Genomic DNA, 14,945 nt, shown 5'->3' on the forward strand with positions numbered 1-14,945 from the left:
GGGACTAACCAGCCGCCACGGCTCCCGTGCGCAGATCGAAACTGAAGCTGCGCTCCGCGACCCGCGCGCCGCCGTCGTACGCCACCGCAAAAGTCAGCTCAAGCGAGTTCCGCGCCAGATCCTCCTCGGTGACGGTGTACACCGGCGTGAAGTACAGGGCTTCCCCTCCCGGTGCCAGATCCGCGGGCGGGAAGTCCTCCGGATTGGCGTGCGGTCCCAGGAGTACGACGCCGGTGGCCGGCCGGGTGCCCGGGTTGCGGGCGCGTCCGGTAAAGGCGAGGATGTCCCCGGCTTTGTAGCCAGGAATGACGGGCCCGTAGTTGAGGTCCTGAGCCTCCCGGGTGCCGAGGACCTGCGCCTGCTCAGCGGAGTAGCCTTGGCCCACTTCCTTCCAGGTCTGCACGTCCCATTCACCGTCGTTGTCCGGGGAGATGACATGGAATTCGCCGGCGTTCTGCCAGGCGGCGGGTCGGCCGGGAGTGATGGAGCGCAGTTCCATGTGAAACTCGAGGCCGTCGGGCTGGGTTTCAGGCGCACCCGATCCGGTCGAACCCAAAAGCTGCTCCGTCAACTGCTCCGCCGGGACGGAAACGAAGACGATCTCGCGGTATCCCTGCCGTTCGTACAACACGCCGATGTTGCCATCGGGGAGCCGCGCCGCCGTCGAGTAGGCCGAGCTGCCCTCGCACAGGACCAACTTGGCGGGCCAGCTGGCACCGTTGTCCGTGGACAGGCTGAGGACCGTGTTGCGCCGAAGGGAGGTGTCCTGGTTGTTGCTCGTGAGCAGCCAGCTATTGGTGGCCGGGGTGCCCAGGGATGCCACACTCGGCAGGCCGTCGAAGCGGACGAGGGAGCCGTTGTCGCTCGGGTCGGGGAGGTCTTCCACTGGTTCCAGCTGGCTCCACGTCTCGCCGCCGTCATTGGAGATTGCTGCCTGGCGCCGGGGAGTGGCGCGCGAGTGCAGGAGGAGGCGGCCGTCGTCGAGGCACGCAACCTTGTTCTCGTTGGGCCCGACCCCGTCTGGTCCCTTTCCGATGAGCGAACCAAGCGTCCACTTCTCGCCATGGTCGTCGCTGTACGCGGAAGCCGCCATGATCTCGCCGTCCACGAGCACGACGAATTGCTGCACTAGGCGTCCGGCGAACGGACCGGCGTGCATCTGGATTCCCTGCCCGGCAGCGGCGAAGATCCCCGTGATGCCGCAGTCGCGAGCGCCCACAACACTGCCCGGCTTGAGCTGATCGGTGAGCCGCCGATGCCGCCAGGTGACGCCGTCGTCGTCGGAAAAGCTGACGTCGCAGTGCTGCACGTCGTCATCCGGTTCCAGCCCGGCTACCGCCTCGAAGAAACCGGCATGCGTCCCTGAGGCGTGGAACATGAAAATCCGCCCGGTCACGGCGTCCACCAGAAGGCTCGGATCGCCGTAGCCATTGAGTCCCGAGCCGCTGCGAACCACCCTCTGTTCCTCCCAGCTGCGGCCATTGTCCGTGCTGCGCCGGAGCAGGAGATCTATCGGATTGGGCAGGTCGTCCAGGTTCGGCCGGCCGTCATAGGCGGCGAGCACTGTTCCCGCCGTGGAAACGGCCAGCGCGGGGATGCGGTACTGCCGGTAGCCTCCCGTGCCGCGCACCGCCAGGACGTGCTCGACGACGGGACGGGCTTGGGGCAGTGCGGCACCATTGCGCTGGAGGTAGGAGGTCACACGTCTATGATACGAGATGGCGCCTTTGGCCCTTAGCTGATCCTGCGCCGATAGGCGGCCGCGGCGAAGAAGTACGCAAGAACGAGGATGCCGATGCACCATGCGAGGGCGACCCAAATGTCGCTTCCGATCGGCCGTTGTTCAAACAGATCCTGGATCGTGTTGACGATCGACGTGACCGGCTGGTTCTCTGCGAAGGCGCGCACGGGACCCGGCATGGTGGCGGTGGGGACGAAAGCCGAACTGATGAACGGCAGGAAGATGAGCGGGTAGGAGAACCCGCCAGCGCCGTCTACAGACTTCGCTGTCAGGCCCGCGATGATTGCGAGCCACGTGAGTGCGAGGGTGAACAGCGCCAGGATTCCAACGATCGCGAACCATGCCAGCAGGCTTGCCGATGTTCGGAATCCCATCAGGAGGGCCACCAGCACGATGATCACGAGGGAAAGCCCGTTGGCAACCAGGGAAGTCAGCACATGCGCCCACAGCACGGACGATCGTGCGACCGGCATGGAGTGGAACCGCTCGAAAATGCCGCTCTTCATGTCGGTGAACAAGCGAACGGCGGTGTACGCGATTCCCGATGCAATCGCGATCAGCATGATCCCCGGCAGCAGGTAGTTGACGTAGTTCCCGGTGTCTGTCTTGATGGCGCCGCCGAACACGTAGACGAACAGCAGCATGAGGGCGATCGGCGTGATCGCGGTGGTGATGATGGTGTCCGCGCTGCGGAAGATGTGACGCATGGAGCGGCCCAGCAGGACGGCCGTGTCTCCGAAGAAGTGTGTGCTCATGACTGGTCCTTACTTGACGCGACCTTGCCCTCGTTCCCCACAAGTGCGAGGAAGATATCCTCCAGGGTGGGCTGCTTTTCGACGTATTCGACCTTCGCCGGTGGGAGTAGTTGCTTGAGCTCGGCGAGAGTCCCGTTCGCGATGATGCGCCCTTGATGAAGGATGGCGATCCGGTCCGCGAGTTGTTCGGCCTCGTCGAGATACTGTGTGGTGAGCAGAACGGTGGTGCCCTGATTCGCGAGCTCCTGGATTACCTGCCACACCTCGATGCGTGCTTCGGGGTCGAGCCCGGTGGTCGGCTCATCGAGGAAGATCACCTCGGGCTGCCCGATCAGGCTCATGGCGATGTCAAGGCGACGGCGCATGCCTCCTGAATACGCGGACACTTTTCGGGATGCTGCCTCGGAGAGGTTGAAGCGCGCCAGAAGATCATCCGCCGCTTGGCCGGGGTCCTTCAGGTGCCGCAACTTGGCAACAAGCACCAGGTTTTCCCGACCGGAGAGGATTTCATCGACTGCTGCGAATTGTCCGGTGAGGCTGATGGATTCCCGAACCCGCAGTGCTTGGCTCACGACGTCGAATCCATTGACGATGGCCGTGCCGGCGTCCGGACTCAGCAGTGTGGACAGGATTTTCACCATCGTGGTCTTTCCTGCGCCGTTGGAGCCGAGAAGGGCGAAGATGGTGCCCGGCGCCACATCGAAGTCCACACCGCGCAGTACGTGCAATTCCTTGTAGGACTTTTCCATGCCCTGCACGCGGATCGCGGGTTCGCGGGTGGTGGATGCACTGGTCATGATTACCTCTCCTTCCCATCGTCTCCGGCAGCGGCGTCGATTGCCTTGACCAGGCGTTCGCGCTCCTTGTTGATCCACTGACCTACCGTGTAGTTGCGCATGAACGTTTCGGCGAATTCCACCGGATCGTCACCGACGATCGAGCGGATCGGCGTTCCATCCGCGGCGCTCTGCTCGAACAGATCGGTGAGATCGCCAAGCATCTGCAGCAGCACGTCGCCCTTGGTGATGGCCCCGAAGTACATCAGGTACCGTTCCAGCGCGGTCGCCGCCGTGCGATAGTCCGCGGGAAGCTGCTCCACGCGTGCCTTGTTTTGGCGGTATTGCTTCTTCTGTTCGAGCGATCCCGTGAGCTGCTCGATCCACCCTGTGGCCATGTTCACTTTCCTCCCTTTCGGAGCTGTTCCAGTCGCTCGGACAGGAAACTCCACGTATTCCAGAATTCGTCCAGTTCCTTCTCGCCCTGCTCGTTGAGCGAATAGACCTTGCGCGGCGGGCCCTTCTCGGACGGCCGCTTCTCGACGTCGACAAGGCCCTTTTGCTCGATCCTGACGAGCAGCGCATACACGGTGCCCTCGGCGATCTCGGTGAAGCCCTGCCCCCGGAGCAGCGTCGTGATTTCGTACCCGTACGCGGGATTCCCGGTCAGGAGGGCGAGAACGATGCCCTCCAGGGTCCCTTTGAGCATCTCCGTCATTTGCCTGCCCATCGGACACCTCCTTTCACTACTCAGTGTTACTAGCTACTGGTACATAGTACCGCTAAGTAGTGGAAGCGCAAGCCCCTATGGAAACCGCACCGAAGCGCACTCAGGGCCGCTGGAACGCGCCGTCCCTCAACAGGGCCACAGCGGTCCCGGCGTCAAGTTCGGCGGCGATCTCGACGTCGTCCGCGTACCCTGCGCCGATCAACTCACGGCCGCTGGAGCAGCCCCGCAGAACGTCATGGAGCCGGGGTTCGGCGGCGTTGAACACGGCCATCGCGGCATCAGCCTCCGGCGCGAAACCTTCCCTGCCGTCTTCCGGTGTGAAGCCGCCTCGCCCTGCGGCAGCGAGCCCGGCAATGAAGGCGCCGGCCCCGATCTGATCCTCCACGGCGGGCCGGAGCGAACCGCCGGGCCAAAGCTCGCCGGCCGCGATCACCGCCACCACCGCATCCAGAGGGAGTTCGGATGCCACCCAATCCGCGGTGGCCGCTGCGTTTCGCAGTGACACGGCTGCGATAAGGGGGATTTCCCGGGCGAGCTCGTACGCGATCGACGAGCCGTTGGGTGAAGGCAGCACGACGCGGCTCAACGTCCGGGCGTCCCGCAGGCTCGACGGCGAGAGGCTCAGGCCGCCTCCACCTCGCGGACCCGCCAGTTGGGCATCGTGGTGGGCGGCGAAATCCTCAGCCCCGGCGTCCTTCCACGGATAGGGGAACACCATGGCGCCCCGATCGACGGCGACACTGACGCATGTGGTGAAGGAGAGGACGTCAACCACCACGGCGAGGTCCGCTCCGGACGCGACCGCATGGGCGCCGTCGAGCCCCCATTCAAACCTCACCGTGAACGGAAGCTGCCGGTGCACCGTCCCCGCCATGGTCATGACAGTTCGGCCTCCAGGTTGCGGTGTGCGGCATCGAGCCACAGGCTTTTCGCGCGTTCGCTGTGGAAGAGCGGATCCAAGGCGAGCAGTTGGCGGACGACGGCGGCGCGGCCTGCCGCGAAGTCTGCATCGCCGACGTGCGCGTAGTCCTCGCGGACAGCAGCCAGGTAGCGGGCGTAAGCCTTGGGTTCTGCGCCGAGGACGGACAGATCGGCGTCGCATAGGAGGGCGCCGAGATGGTCTCCCGGTTCGGGGCTGTGGGTGGAGGTCAGCCTGACAAGCCGGGCAACGTCGTCGATCACCTGCCCGGGAAGTCCCGCAATGGCTAGTCGGTCCTCGGCCAGCCTGGCCGACTGCTCTTCGTCCTGGCCGGCGATTCCCTCGTAGACGGCATCGTGGAACCAAGCGGCCAAAGTTACTGAGCGCGCGGGCGGCCCGGGTTCGGTGAGGAGATCCAAGGCTTCCAGGACCGCCAGCAAATGCGTGCGGCTGTGGTACTTCCGATGGTCCTCGCCCCAGCGTTCGAGCAATTCGAAACCCAGCTCCTCGTGTCCCGGAAGTGTCGAATTCCAGCGCTCCAGCAAGGGCACGGTGAGGGCCTTGCTCCGTTGGCGGGCGGGGATCCGCAAGCCACTCGCGATCAGTTTGCGCACCAAAATCCGGGCCTCCACGGGGATGGCACCTGCGGAAAGGAGGTCCTGGTAGCGGCGTTCCGGGACGTCGTAGTGATCGCCGTCGAAGGCGCGCTCGGGAATCCCCGCAGCCTCGGCGAAGGCATGCAGCTCCTCGAGCGATGTGTCCGAGACGAGGTGGGAAAACACGGTCCCGTGCGCGGGCCACAACGGCGGATCAACGTAGACGGCCATGGCCTGCGCCGAGAAACTACGGGTTTTTCCGCGTGGCTACCGCTGAGAGTGCGGTCAGGCCTTTCTCGAAGTCGCCGCCCACCATCTTCTCCATGTTCATGAACAAAGCGAAGATTTTGCCGAGGCCCTTGTTCTCGCCGGTCATTGTCCAGGTGACGCGGGTGCCGTCCCCTTCGGGCACGAACGTGAACCCCGTGGGGTTGACGGCCTTCATCGGCTTGGTGAATTCGAGGCGGATGTCGATCTTGCCAGGCTCTTCCGAGCCGACGATTTCCATGGTTCCGGTGCCGGCCTTGTTGTTGCCGTTCCAGGCATACTTGGCTCCGACGCCGGATTCGTTGCCCGAGTAGCTGCGGCTCAGCTTGGGGTCAACGGCTTCCCACGGAGACCATTTGGTCCACTCGTGGAAGTTGTTGACGAAGGGGAAGATGTCGGCGGGCGCGGCGGGGATCAGCGCATTGCGAGTGACTGTGAAGGGTGCCATGTGCATATCGTACGGCGCTTTACCGGGATCGTGGGTGCGGGCCGCCCGCTGCGTTCCGGCACGCAGCCCACGGCCCGGACCCACGATCCCGACGGCGGGTGCACATAAGCGGGCAGGGCTATAGACAGCAGTTTCGCCGTCGGCAAACATGGAGCAGGAGGGATGATCTGCCAAAGTTGAGCATAGTAGACTCAACTTTGAGAAACAGTCTACTCCCGAGAGGAGCTCTTCCATGGACGTCAAATTCACCACCAAGAGCCAGGAGGCTCTTTCCGCGGCGGCCATGAACGCCTCCACCGCCGGAAATCCGCAGCTGGAACCGGCCCACTTGCTCAAGGCGCTCATGGACCAGCGCGAGGGTGTCGCCGTGGCGCTTTTGCGCGCCACAGGAGCGGACCCGGATGCCGTGAGCGTGCAGGCGAGCTCGGCTATCAAGGCCCTACCGTCGTCGTCGGGCAGTTCGGTGCAGCAAGCGCAACTTTCCCGTCCCTCCATGCAGGCCATCCAGGCCGCCCAGAACGAGGCCGAGAAACTCGGAGACTCCTTCGTGTCCACTGAGCACCTCCTCTTGGGGCTCTCGGCCGGAAGCGATGCCGTTGGGAAGCTACTGCGCGACGCCGGCGCCTCCCACGAAGCGCTCCTCGCCGCCCTGCCGGGTGTCCGTGGCGACCGGAAAGTCACCTCGCAAGACCCCGAAAACACCTTCCAGGCCCTCGAGAAGTACGGCATGGACCTCACCGCCGTCGCGCGGTCCGGCAAGTTGGATCCCGTGATCGGGCGGGACAGCGAAATCCGGCGGGTCGTCCAGGTCCTGAGCAGGCGCACCAAGAACAATCCGGTGCTGATCGGTGAACCCGGCGTCGGCAAGACCGCCGTCGTCGAAGGGCTCGCCCAGCGCATGGTGGCCGGCGACGTCCCGGAAAGCCTACGGGGCAAGACCCTGATCGCGCTGGACCTCGCGTCCATGGTGGCCGGCGCGAAGTACCGCGGCGAATTCGAGGAACGGCTCAAGGCCGTGCTGGAGGAGATCAAGAACTCCAACGGGCAGATTGTCACGTTCATCGACGAAATCCACACGGTGGTGGGCGCCGGTGCCACCGGTGAAAGCGCCATGGACGCGGGCAACATGCTCAAGCCCATGCTGGCCCGCGGCGAGCTGCGCCTCATCGGCGCCACCACCCTGGACGAGTACCGCGAGAATGTGGAGAAGGACCCTGCCCTGGAACGCCGCTTCCAGCAGGTCTACGTGGGCGAGCCAAGCGTGGAGGACACCATCGGGATTCTCCGCGGCCTCAAGGAACGCTACGAGGCCCACCACAAGGTAGCGATCGCGGACTCCGCCCTCGTGGCCGCCGCCACGCTCTCCAACCGCTACATCTCGGGCCGTCAGTTGCCGGACAAGGCGATCGACCTTGTGGACGAGGCCGCGTCCCGGCTGCGCATGGAAATCGACTCGGCTCCTGAGGAAATCGACCAGCTTCGCCGTGCCGTGGACCGTCTGACCATGGAGGAATTGGCCCTCGCCCGCGAGACCGACGCGGCCTCCATCGAACGCCTCGCTGCGCTGCGCGCGGACAAGGCCGACAAGAAGGAAGCCCTCGCGGCATTGAACGCCCGTTGGGAATCCGAGAAGGCCGGGCTCAACCGCGTTGGCGACCTCAAGGCGAAAATCGATGAATTGCGTTCGGCCGCCGAAAAGTACCAACGCGAAGGCGACCTTGAAGCTGCCTCGCGCATTCTCTACGGCGAACTGCCCGCTCTGGAGCGCGAGCTCAGCGCAGCAGCCGAGGAAGAGTCCGCCCGGGAAGCGCGCGGTGAAGCGAAGCCCGCCCTGATGGTCGCGGACGAAGTCACGGCGGACGATATCGCCGAGGTCATTTCGGCCTGGACCGGGATCCCCGCTGGCCGCATGCTGCAGGGAGAATCCCAGAAGCTGCTGCACATGGAGGAGGAGATCGGAAAGCGGCTGATCGGCCAGTCCAAGGCCGTGGCCGCCGTTTCCGATGCGGTCCGCCGCGCCCGTGCGGGCATCAGTGACCCCAACCGCCCCACGGGTTCGTTCCTGTTCCTGGGCCCCACCGGCGTCGGGAAAACCGAGCTCGCCAAGGCGCTCGCTGACTTCCTGTTCGACGACGAACGCGCGATGGTGCGGATCGACATGTCCGAGTACGGGGAAAAGCACTCCGTGGCCCGGCTGGTCGGCGCCCCTCCCGGATACGTGGGCTATGAGGAAGGCGGGCAGCTCACTGAAGCGGTCCGCCGTCGCCCGTACTCCGTGATCCTGCTAGACGAGGTGGAGAAGGCCCACCCGGAGGTGTTCGACATCCTCCTGCAAGTGCTCGACGACGGTCGCCTCACCGACGGGCAGGGCCGCACCGTGGACTTCCGGAACACCATCCTGGTGTTGACGTCAAACCACGGTAGCCAGTTCCTTGTGGATCCGACCCTGGACGCCACGGCCAAGCGAAATGCGGTCATGGCCGTGGTCAACGCGTCCTTCAAGCCGGAGTTCCTCAACCGGCTCGACGAGATTGTCCTGTTCGATCCGCTCAGTGTGGACGAGCTCGCCAGGATCGTCGAGCTGCACGTGGACGAACTGACCAAGCGGCTGCACGACCGCCGGCTCACCCTTGAAGTCAGTGACGGCGCCCGGGCCTGGCTCGCGATGTCCGGTTACGATCCCGCCTACGGCGCCCGTCCGTTGCGACGGCTGGTTCAACGCGAGATCGGCGACCGCTTGGCCAAGGAGATCCTCGCCGGAGAGGTCGCAGACGGCGACACGGTGCTCGTGGATACGGCGGCCGACGTCGACGAACTCACCATCGAGGGGCTGGAAGCTTTGACGGGTCCCGACGGCGGAGCTCCGGCGGGTAGCGGCCTGACGGTGAGGCGGAAGGAGTAACTACTTCTGCAGCACGGATTCCTTGAGCGTGTTTCCCGAGTTCACCACGATGAAGCAGTCCACGCGGCGGTCGCCGTTGTCCCAGCTGGTGGCACTCGGGTACACGTTCTGCTGCAGGAGCGCGTACTTCGTGGAGGCCTCGTTGAGCATCAGATCACGGCAGATTTCGCGGCCTTTGTCACGCAAGGCAGTGGCACCGGGGAAGGTGTCGTCAGCCTTGTACCGGAAGATGGCGCCCAGCTGGGCAGAATGGTCGGTGGTGCAGTCCACCACTTTGGACTTGGTGGCGTTGGAGTCGAAATCGGCGAAGCAATCGCCCAGCTGGTAGTCCTTTGCCTCGACATCAGCCGGGAGGGGGCCGCGGCTAGTGGACGTGGCCGGTGCGGGGACGGGCGCGGCCGCCGGGCGGTTGGCCAAGGCCCCAACGAGGATCCAGATCACTACTCCGATGAGGATCAATACAGCCAGCACAATGCCGCCAATGATGAGCCGATACCGCGTTATGGCGTCCAGGGCAGTCCGCAGGGACGACCCTTTTTCGGAGGGAAAGCCGTCCCCGGGCTCGGATTGGCCAGGCATGCCAGTATCCGGGTAGCTGCCCGAAGTCCCCGGATACCCGGTCCCTGAACCAGGGTCTACCGGCGACTCGTTGTCGCCTGTACCGTTGTTGCCCGGGATCGTGTTGTCCTGGCCCATGTCTGAGTTTGCTGCCTTTCATGCGTGCGGCCCGATATTAGGGCGACTCTACCCAAGTTTTTCATGCCAATGAATGGAGATACTGCCAGGTGGAACTGTGACGCCGCTTTCGCGAAGGTCGTGGCACGCAGTTGCTCCAGAAAGCATGTAATCTAGACATACGACAAATTGACCAAACATTCCGGGGCCTCACCGATCGCCAAGGTGACCACCTCCGGTCCAAGTACAAAAGGGGGTCACGCCATGGGGCGCGGCCGTCAAAAGGCAAAAGCTACCAAGCAGGCTCGGGACATCAAGTACTACTCCCCGAACACTGACTATTCGGCCCTTCAGCGCGAGCTGACTGGGCCATCAAGTCGTGCGACGAGCCGATTCGCGGATGATCCGCCGGAGCCGGATTACTCGGCTTACGAGGACAAGTACGCACAGGACTTGGAAGACGATGACGACGAGGTAGACACCCGCCGTATCGGATAGCTGTAGCAACAATCAGGTGCCTTTCGGCATCGAGTTGCGTACCGCCGTCGTACACGAAGTGATTTGGCATCCCCAGATGCCTCCTGAAACACAGAGCCCGTAGGGCGCGCCAAGATTGGCGTGCGCTACGGGCCTTTTTCGTTCTTTTTGCCGGTCAGTCCTTCTCGTGGCACAGATCCAGCAAAGGGATCAGTGTTTCGAGGTCATTGGCGCGGGCTGCAGCAAGGATCTTCCGGTGGGCGTCCGCCACGCGCTCAAGCTTGGCGTCGTCCAAAGGATACGAGCGGCTGATGAGCCGTTGAACCGGGTTGTCCCAGACGGATTCGAGGGTTTTCAGCAGGAATCCGTTGGGCGTAGGCGCCGCCAGGCCCAAATGGAACGCCCGCGTGGCGGTAAACAATTCCTCCGGGTCGGCGCTTGCGGCACCCTCGGCGATGAGCAGCTCGAGCCGGGCAAGCTGAAGGTTGGTGTACTTGGCCCCGCATTGCCTGATGGCCATGATCTCAAGGGCCTTGCGTACCTCATAGACTTCCTCGACGGCTGATCGGGTCAGCGTCGTCGCAAAATACCCGGAGCCCGGGACCAAAGTGGCGAGTCCTTCGTGCACCAAGCGGTTCAGTGCGTCGCGGACCGGCGTCCGGGAAACGCCGTATTCTTCGGCCAGTTGTTCCTGGACCAGGGGAGCGCCAGGCTCGACCACTCCGTTGACGATCTCATTGCTGATTCTGTCGTAGACGTGCTCGCTCAGCGGCCTCATCCCCTTGGCAGCTTGCGTGGCCATTCGCCCCATCCCCTTTTTGGTATCAAAACTCGTTCAATCCTACGTGCTTTACATCACAGGATTCACTGTATACAGTGAATCCAATTCTACCAACCCCGAGGAAAGATGCCCTATGAGCCTGCACATTCCACGCATACCCGGGATCGATTTCGCCGCCGTCGGCAAGCAGTTGGGTTACCTGGAGATCGAACATTCGGACAACGAAAATGACGCCGCTGTCATCCCCTCGCCGATCGCGGTCCTGAGTGGTGGAGACGGCCCCACGGTTCTTTTGATCGCGGGCACGCATGGTGACGAATATGAAGGCCAGATCCTGCTCCAGGAACTCATCCGCACTTTGAACCCGGATGAGGTGACAGGGAGACTGATTATCCTGCCTGCCCTCAACATCGCTGCCGTCCGCAAAGGAAGACGCGTTTCCAGCGTGGACCGGGTCAATCTGAACCGGGCACTCCCGGGCCGCGCCGACGGCGGACCAGCCCTGCAGATCGCCTCTATTGTGGCCGGGGAACTCATCCCGATGGCGGACTTTGTGATGGACATCCACTCTGGGGGAATCGCCTCGGAGTATGTTCCGTCCGCGTTCGTCTACCAAGGACCGACACCGGAGCTGTGGGCTGAGAAGGCGGCGGCGGTGGCCGCGTTCAATGCCCCGTACTCCGTGGTGGTGAAGCCCATGCTGAAGTCGGGTTCCATCAGCGGCGCTGCCGATCGGGCGGGCGTACCGATGATCTCGACCGAACTTGGTGGCAGGGGAACCGTATCCCTGCCGATCCTTAACAGGGCCAGGACCGGACTTCGTTCGCTGCTTGGTCACTGGGGCGTGCTTAAGGACGCCGGGCCGGTCACCGCCAGAGCCCCGATCCAGTGGATCGAACTCACTGCCCAGTCCCCGGTCCATTCCACGATGGCGGGCATCCTCGAGCCGGTGGTCGAACTTGGCCAGAAGGTCACGGCCGGAGACCTCGTGGCTCGGGTCCACTCCGTGGAAGAACTCGAGCGGCCTCCAAAAGACTTCTTTGCACCCATGGACGGGATGGTCGCAATCGTTCGACATCCCGCCCTCGTCAATGTCGGTACCACCGTGGTCAACATCGCCGTTGACCACGGAACAAGCTATCTGAAAGGCAATCATGAACCGTCCTAGAGACATCTCCACAGGCGCCCTGCTGCTGGCCGCTGCCGTCGGGCTCAGCGGCTGCACCACTGCGTCACTCGACGCCGGCAAGGAAGCCGCGGCCACCTCCATTCCCGGCAAAGACGCCGCGATTCCGGCGGCGCGTTTCAACCAGTCCGCCGCGAATCTCCTGCCCCCGGACGTCAAGGCCAAAGGGACGCTGGTGGTTGGCACCGACCCCACCTTCGCGCCGTATGAGTTCTATGCTGCTGACAGCAAGACGGTTGTCGGCTGGGACGCGGACTTCGCGAAAGCCGTCGGCGAGACACTGGGGCTCGAAGTCAAGATGGTCCCCGCGACCTTCGACACCATCCTCCCTGGCGTGAGCTCCAACAAATACGACGTCGGCATCTCGGGTTTCAACGTCACGGCCGAGCGCAAGATGAATGCCGATTTCGCCTCCTACCAAAGCAGCGGCTCTGGCCTTGCCGTCAAGGCGGGCAACCCCAAGAAATTGTCCCTCAACGCGATGACGCTGTGCGGCACCAAGGTGGGTGGCGAGAAGGGAACCACGCAGGGGATCGAGACCCTTCCGGCGTTTTCAAAGCAGTGCGTCGACGCAGGCAAGGCGCCCATCGACATCCAGTTGTTTCCCTCCCAGAACGAAGCCAACCTGGCCCTTATCTCCGGCCGTGTGGACAGCGTCCTCTCGGGTCTTGTCGGCATGGGCTACGCAAGCAAGCTTTCAGGCGGTGCTTTCGAGCTCGCAAGCAACCAGGACTTCGAGCCGACGCCGGTAGGTATCGCCCTGCCCAAGGGTTCGCCACTGACCAAGTCGATCGTCGCTGCCGTCCGGGCGCTGATCGCGGGCGACACGTACAAAGCGATCAACGCGAAGTACGGAATCCCGGACTCGGTGACCATCGGCGCTGATGCTGTGGACGCGAGTGGTGCGAAATGAGCGGGGTGATCACCGCCCCTAACATTGGAACAAGGGACAGCGGACAGTTCACCGTGGTCTCAGCGAGGCACCCCTGGCGATGGGTGGCTGGTACTGCGGTAGCCGCCGTCGTGATCTTGTTGCTTGTTTCCGCGGTGAGCAATCCCCGTTTCGGCTGGGACAAGGTGGCCCTGTATTTCCGCGACGTCGCCATCGTCAACGGGATCGGCATCACCCTGTTCCTGACGGTTGTCTGCATGGCTGCCGGGGTGGGGCTTGGCGTGGTGCTTGCGGTCATGCAGCTTTCGGCAAACCCCGTGGTGAAGGCCTCGGCAAGCGCCTACGTGACGATCTTCCGTGGCACGCCGGTCCTGGTCCAGCTGTTGTTCTGGTTCAACTTGTCGGCGCTGTATCCGGAGATCACCTTCGGTATCCCGTGGGTCAGCCTCGACGCCAACCAGATCATCACACCGCTCGCCGCAGCGATCCTTGGCCTGGGCCTCAATGAGGCCGCGTACATGTCGGAGATCGTCCGGGCAGGCATCCAGTCCATCGACCAAGGCCAAGGCGAAGCCGCGGGTGCGCTCGGCATGTCCCGCATCCAGACCCTCACCAGGGTGATCCTGCCGCAAGCCATGCGCGTCATCATTCCTCCCACGGGCAACGAGTTCATCGGCATGCTCAAGATGACCTCGTTGGTCAGCGTCCTGGCTGTCCCCGAGCTCCTGTACTCCGCCCAGATCATCTACTCGAAGAACCTGCAGGTGGTCCCTCTGCTCTTGGTGGCCAGCATCTGGTACATCATCGTCACCACGGTGTTCACGGTAGGCCAGGGGTACCTGGAGTGGCACTTCGCGCGGGGAACGTCCCGTTCCGTCCCGCCGACCGCCGCCGAGCGGTTGCGGAAATTCTTCAGGGTTCACTCCGCGCAGGGCGCAGGAAAGGGCAAGCAGTCATGACCATCGACACGAAGGAAAGCCGGAAGGCGCCGGAGGCGCTTCCGCTGGTGCGCGCGGAAGGAGTGCGCAAGAGTTTCGGCGACAACGAGGTCCTCAAGGGAATCGATCTCCACGTCCAAAGCGGCGAAGTGGTCTGCCTGATCGGCGCCTCCGGCTCGGGGAAAAGCACCTTCCTGCGGTGCGTGAACCACCTCGAGAAGATCGACGGCGGCCTGCTGTGGGTTGGAGACAGGGCCGTGGGCTACCGGATCAAGGGGGACAAGCTCCACGAACAGTCCCACAACGAAATCTGCGCCGACCGCACCGATATCGGGATGGTCTTCCAGCACTTCAACCTTTTCCCACACATGACTGTGCTGGAGAACCTGATGGAAGCCCCGCTCAGGGTGCTCAAGCAGCGCAAGGCGGATGTCCGCCGTCGGGCATTGGATTTGCTGGAGAAGGTGGGCCTTTCGGAGAAGGCGGATGCGTATCCGCGGCACCTGTCGGGCGGGCAGCAACAGCGGGTGGCGATCGCCCGGGCGCTGTGTATGCAGCCGAAGCTGATGCTGTTTGACGAGCCGACGTCGGCGCTGGACCCGGAGCTCGTGGGCGAAGTCCTCAGGGTGATGAAGGACCTGGCCCGGACAGGAATGACCATGATTGTTGTGACGCATGAAATGGGCTTCGCCCGCGACGTGGCGGATCGAGTGGTGTTCATGCACGGTGGCCGGATCATTGAGGAAGGTCCCGCCGAAGAGGTCATTGGCAACCCCCGGCATGAACGGACCAGGGCGTTTTTGTCCGCGGTTCTGTAGTCGTTGATAGTGCGCTCTCGGAAGTGATTGACAGAATGCGTTAG

Annotated in this window: 16 protein-coding genes; 6 read left to right on the forward strand and 10 right to left on the reverse strand. The window is 63.6% G+C overall.

All coding sequences use genetic code 11. The features are described 5' to 3' along the window. Positions 1–4: 4 nt before the first annotated feature. From AC4CS3_RS19985 to AC4CS3_RS20020, 8 genes are all read right to left on the reverse strand, one after another. Positions 5–1,702 (reverse strand): sialidase family protein, encoded by a 1,698-nt coding sequence (locus AC4CS3_RS19985; protein WP_490784895.1) that lies wholly within the window; start codon positions 1,700–1,702, stop codon positions 5–7. Between the two features lie 32 nt (positions 1,703–1,734). After that, complete coding sequence (locus AC4CS3_RS19990) at positions 1,735–2,496, reverse strand: ABC transporter permease (protein WP_490784896.1); 762 nt, start codon at positions 2,494–2,496, stop codon at positions 1,735–1,737. Next, entirely contained in the window at positions 2,493–3,293 is an 801-nt protein-coding gene (locus AC4CS3_RS19995) for an ABC transporter ATP-binding protein (protein WP_490784897.1), read from the reverse strand. Before AC4CS3_RS19995 ends, AC4CS3_RS19990 begins: the two co-directional genes overlap by 4 nt. 2 nt (positions 3,294–3,295) lie before the next feature. Beyond that, positions 3,296–3,670 carry a DUF1048 domain-containing protein gene (locus tag AC4CS3_RS20000; protein WP_490784898.1) on the reverse strand — a complete coding sequence of 125 codons (375 nt, stop codon included), beginning with the start codon at positions 3,668–3,670 and terminating at the stop codon, positions 3,296–3,298. Positions 3,671–3,672: 2 nt separating this feature from the next. Then, entirely contained in the window at positions 3,673–4,002 is a 330-nt protein-coding gene (locus AC4CS3_RS20005) for a PadR family transcriptional regulator (RefSeq protein WP_059389920.1), read from the reverse strand. A gap of 100 nt (positions 4,003–4,102) precedes the next feature. Continuing rightward, positions 4,103–4,882, reverse strand: coding sequence for a 2-phosphosulfolactate phosphatase (locus AC4CS3_RS20010; RefSeq protein ID WP_490784899.1), 780 nt, complete (start codon positions 4,880–4,882; stop codon positions 4,103–4,105). Then, positions 4,879–5,748, reverse strand: coding sequence for a DUF4031 domain-containing protein (locus AC4CS3_RS20015; RefSeq protein WP_490784900.1), 870 nt, complete (start codon positions 5,746–5,748; stop codon positions 4,879–4,881). Before AC4CS3_RS20015 ends, AC4CS3_RS20010 begins: the two co-directional genes overlap by 4 nt. A 16-nt stretch (positions 5,749–5,764) precedes the next feature. After that, positions 5,765–6,232 carry an SRPBCC family protein gene (locus AC4CS3_RS20020; protein WP_490784901.1) on the reverse strand — a complete coding sequence of 156 codons (468 nt, stop codon included), beginning with the start codon at positions 6,230–6,232 and terminating at the stop codon, positions 5,765–5,767. A 232-nt stretch (positions 6,233–6,464) separates the two neighbouring features. Between AC4CS3_RS20020 and clpB the strand changes: the two genes are divergently transcribed. Then, complete coding sequence (gene clpB / locus AC4CS3_RS20025; RefSeq protein WP_490784902.1) at positions 6,465–9,134, forward strand: ATP-dependent chaperone ClpB; 2,670 nt, start codon at positions 6,465–6,467, stop codon at positions 9,132–9,134. Here clpB and AC4CS3_RS20030 read toward each other — a convergent pair whose 3' ends face one another. Further along, positions 9,135–9,830, reverse strand: coding sequence for a septum formation family protein (locus AC4CS3_RS20030; RefSeq protein WP_490784903.1), 696 nt, complete (start codon positions 9,828–9,830; stop codon positions 9,135–9,137). A gap of 243 nt (positions 9,831–10,073) precedes the next feature. Between AC4CS3_RS20030 and AC4CS3_RS20035 the strand changes: the two genes are divergently transcribed. Then, positions 10,074–10,307: a DUF3073 domain-containing protein gene (locus AC4CS3_RS20035; RefSeq protein WP_028265518.1), complete on the forward strand. Its 234-nt coding sequence runs from the start codon at positions 10,074–10,076 to the stop codon at positions 10,305–10,307. Positions 10,308–10,461: 154 nt separating this feature from the next. On the opposite strand, the gene AC4CS3_RS20040 is transcribed toward AC4CS3_RS20035, so the two are convergent. Beyond that, on the reverse strand, positions 10,462–11,088 hold the full coding sequence (locus tag AC4CS3_RS20040; RefSeq protein WP_490784904.1) for a GntR family transcriptional regulator: 627 nt from the start codon (positions 11,086–11,088) through the stop codon (positions 10,462–10,464). 112 nt (positions 11,089–11,200) lie between these two features. Here AC4CS3_RS20040 and AC4CS3_RS20045 point away from each other — a divergent pair, with 112 nt between their 5' ends. The 4 genes from AC4CS3_RS20045 to AC4CS3_RS20060 are packed head-to-tail and all read left to right on the forward strand — an operon-like array spanning position 11,201 to position 14,901. Continuing rightward, positions 11,201–12,235 (forward strand): M14 family metallopeptidase, encoded by a 1,035-nt coding sequence (locus AC4CS3_RS20045; protein WP_490784905.1) that lies wholly within the window; start codon positions 11,201–11,203, stop codon positions 12,233–12,235. Further along, on the forward strand, positions 12,222–13,166 hold the full coding sequence (locus AC4CS3_RS20050) for an ABC transporter substrate-binding protein (protein ID WP_490784906.1): 945 nt from the start codon (positions 12,222–12,224) through the stop codon (positions 13,164–13,166). The genes AC4CS3_RS20045 and AC4CS3_RS20050 overlap by 14 nt, the downstream gene beginning before the upstream one ends. Beyond that, positions 13,163–14,104: an amino acid ABC transporter permease gene (locus AC4CS3_RS20055; protein ID WP_490784907.1), complete on the forward strand. Its 942-nt coding sequence runs from the start codon at positions 13,163–13,165 to the stop codon at positions 14,102–14,104. The genes AC4CS3_RS20050 and AC4CS3_RS20055 overlap by 4 nt, the downstream gene beginning before the upstream one ends. Beyond that, positions 14,101–14,901, forward strand: a complete 801-nt coding sequence (locus AC4CS3_RS20060; protein WP_441414061.1) for an amino acid ABC transporter ATP-binding protein — start codon at positions 14,101–14,103, stop codon at positions 14,899–14,901. Before AC4CS3_RS20055 ends, AC4CS3_RS20060 begins: the two co-directional genes overlap by 4 nt. Positions 14,902–14,945 lie beyond the last annotated feature (44 nt).

The sequence above is a fragment of the Arthrobacter sp. SE2 genome (genome assembly GCF_058244265.1).

Excerpts from the sequence above, each read along its gene's own strand:
- AC4CS3_RS19990 (WP_490784896.1), bottom strand. The coding sequence starts at position 2,496 with ATGAGCACACACTTCTTCGGAGACACGGCCGTCCTGCTGGGCCGCTCC.
- AC4CS3_RS19995 (WP_490784897.1), bottom strand. The coding sequence starts at position 3,293 with ATGACCAGTGCATCCACCACCCGCGAACCCGCGATCCGCGTGCAGGGC.
- AC4CS3_RS20000 (WP_490784898.1), bottom strand. The coding sequence starts at position 3,670 with ATGGCCACAGGGTGGATCGAGCAGCTCACGGGATCGCTCGAACAGAAG.
- AC4CS3_RS20005 (WP_059389920.1), bottom strand. The coding sequence starts at position 4,002 with ATGGGCAGGCAAATGACGGAGATGCTCAAAGGGACCCTGGAGGGCATC.
- AC4CS3_RS20010 (WP_490784899.1), bottom strand. The coding sequence starts at position 4,882 with ATGACCATGGCGGGGACGGTGCACCGGCAGCTTCCGTTCACGGTGAGG.
- AC4CS3_RS20015 (WP_490784900.1), bottom strand. The coding sequence starts at position 5,748 with ATGGCCGTCTACGTTGATCCGCCGTTGTGGCCCGCGCACGGGACCGTG.
- AC4CS3_RS20020 (WP_490784901.1), bottom strand. The coding sequence starts at position 6,232 with ATGGCACCCTTCACAGTCACTCGCAATGCGCTGATCCCCGCCGCGCCC.
- clpB (WP_490784902.1), top strand. The coding sequence starts at position 6,465 with ATGGACGTCAAATTCACCACCAAGAGCCAGGAGGCTCTTTCCGCGGCG.
- AC4CS3_RS20030 (WP_490784903.1), bottom strand. The coding sequence starts at position 9,830 with ATGGGCCAGGACAACACGATCCCGGGCAACAACGGTACAGGCGACAAC.
- AC4CS3_RS20035 (WP_028265518.1), top strand. The coding sequence starts at position 10,074 with ATGGGGCGCGGCCGTCAAAAGGCAAAAGCTACCAAGCAGGCTCGGGAC.
- AC4CS3_RS20040 (WP_490784904.1), bottom strand. The coding sequence starts at position 11,088 with ATGGCCACGCAAGCTGCCAAGGGGATGAGGCCGCTGAGCGAGCACGTC.
- AC4CS3_RS20045 (WP_490784905.1), top strand. The coding sequence starts at position 11,201 with ATGAGCCTGCACATTCCACGCATACCCGGGATCGATTTCGCCGCCGTC.
- AC4CS3_RS20050 (WP_490784906.1), top strand. The coding sequence starts at position 12,222 with ATGAACCGTCCTAGAGACATCTCCACAGGCGCCCTGCTGCTGGCCGCT.
- AC4CS3_RS20055 (WP_490784907.1), top strand. The coding sequence starts at position 13,163 with ATGAGCGGGGTGATCACCGCCCCTAACATTGGAACAAGGGACAGCGGA.
- AC4CS3_RS20060 (WP_441414061.1), top strand. The coding sequence starts at position 14,101 with ATGACCATCGACACGAAGGAAAGCCGGAAGGCGCCGGAGGCGCTTCCG.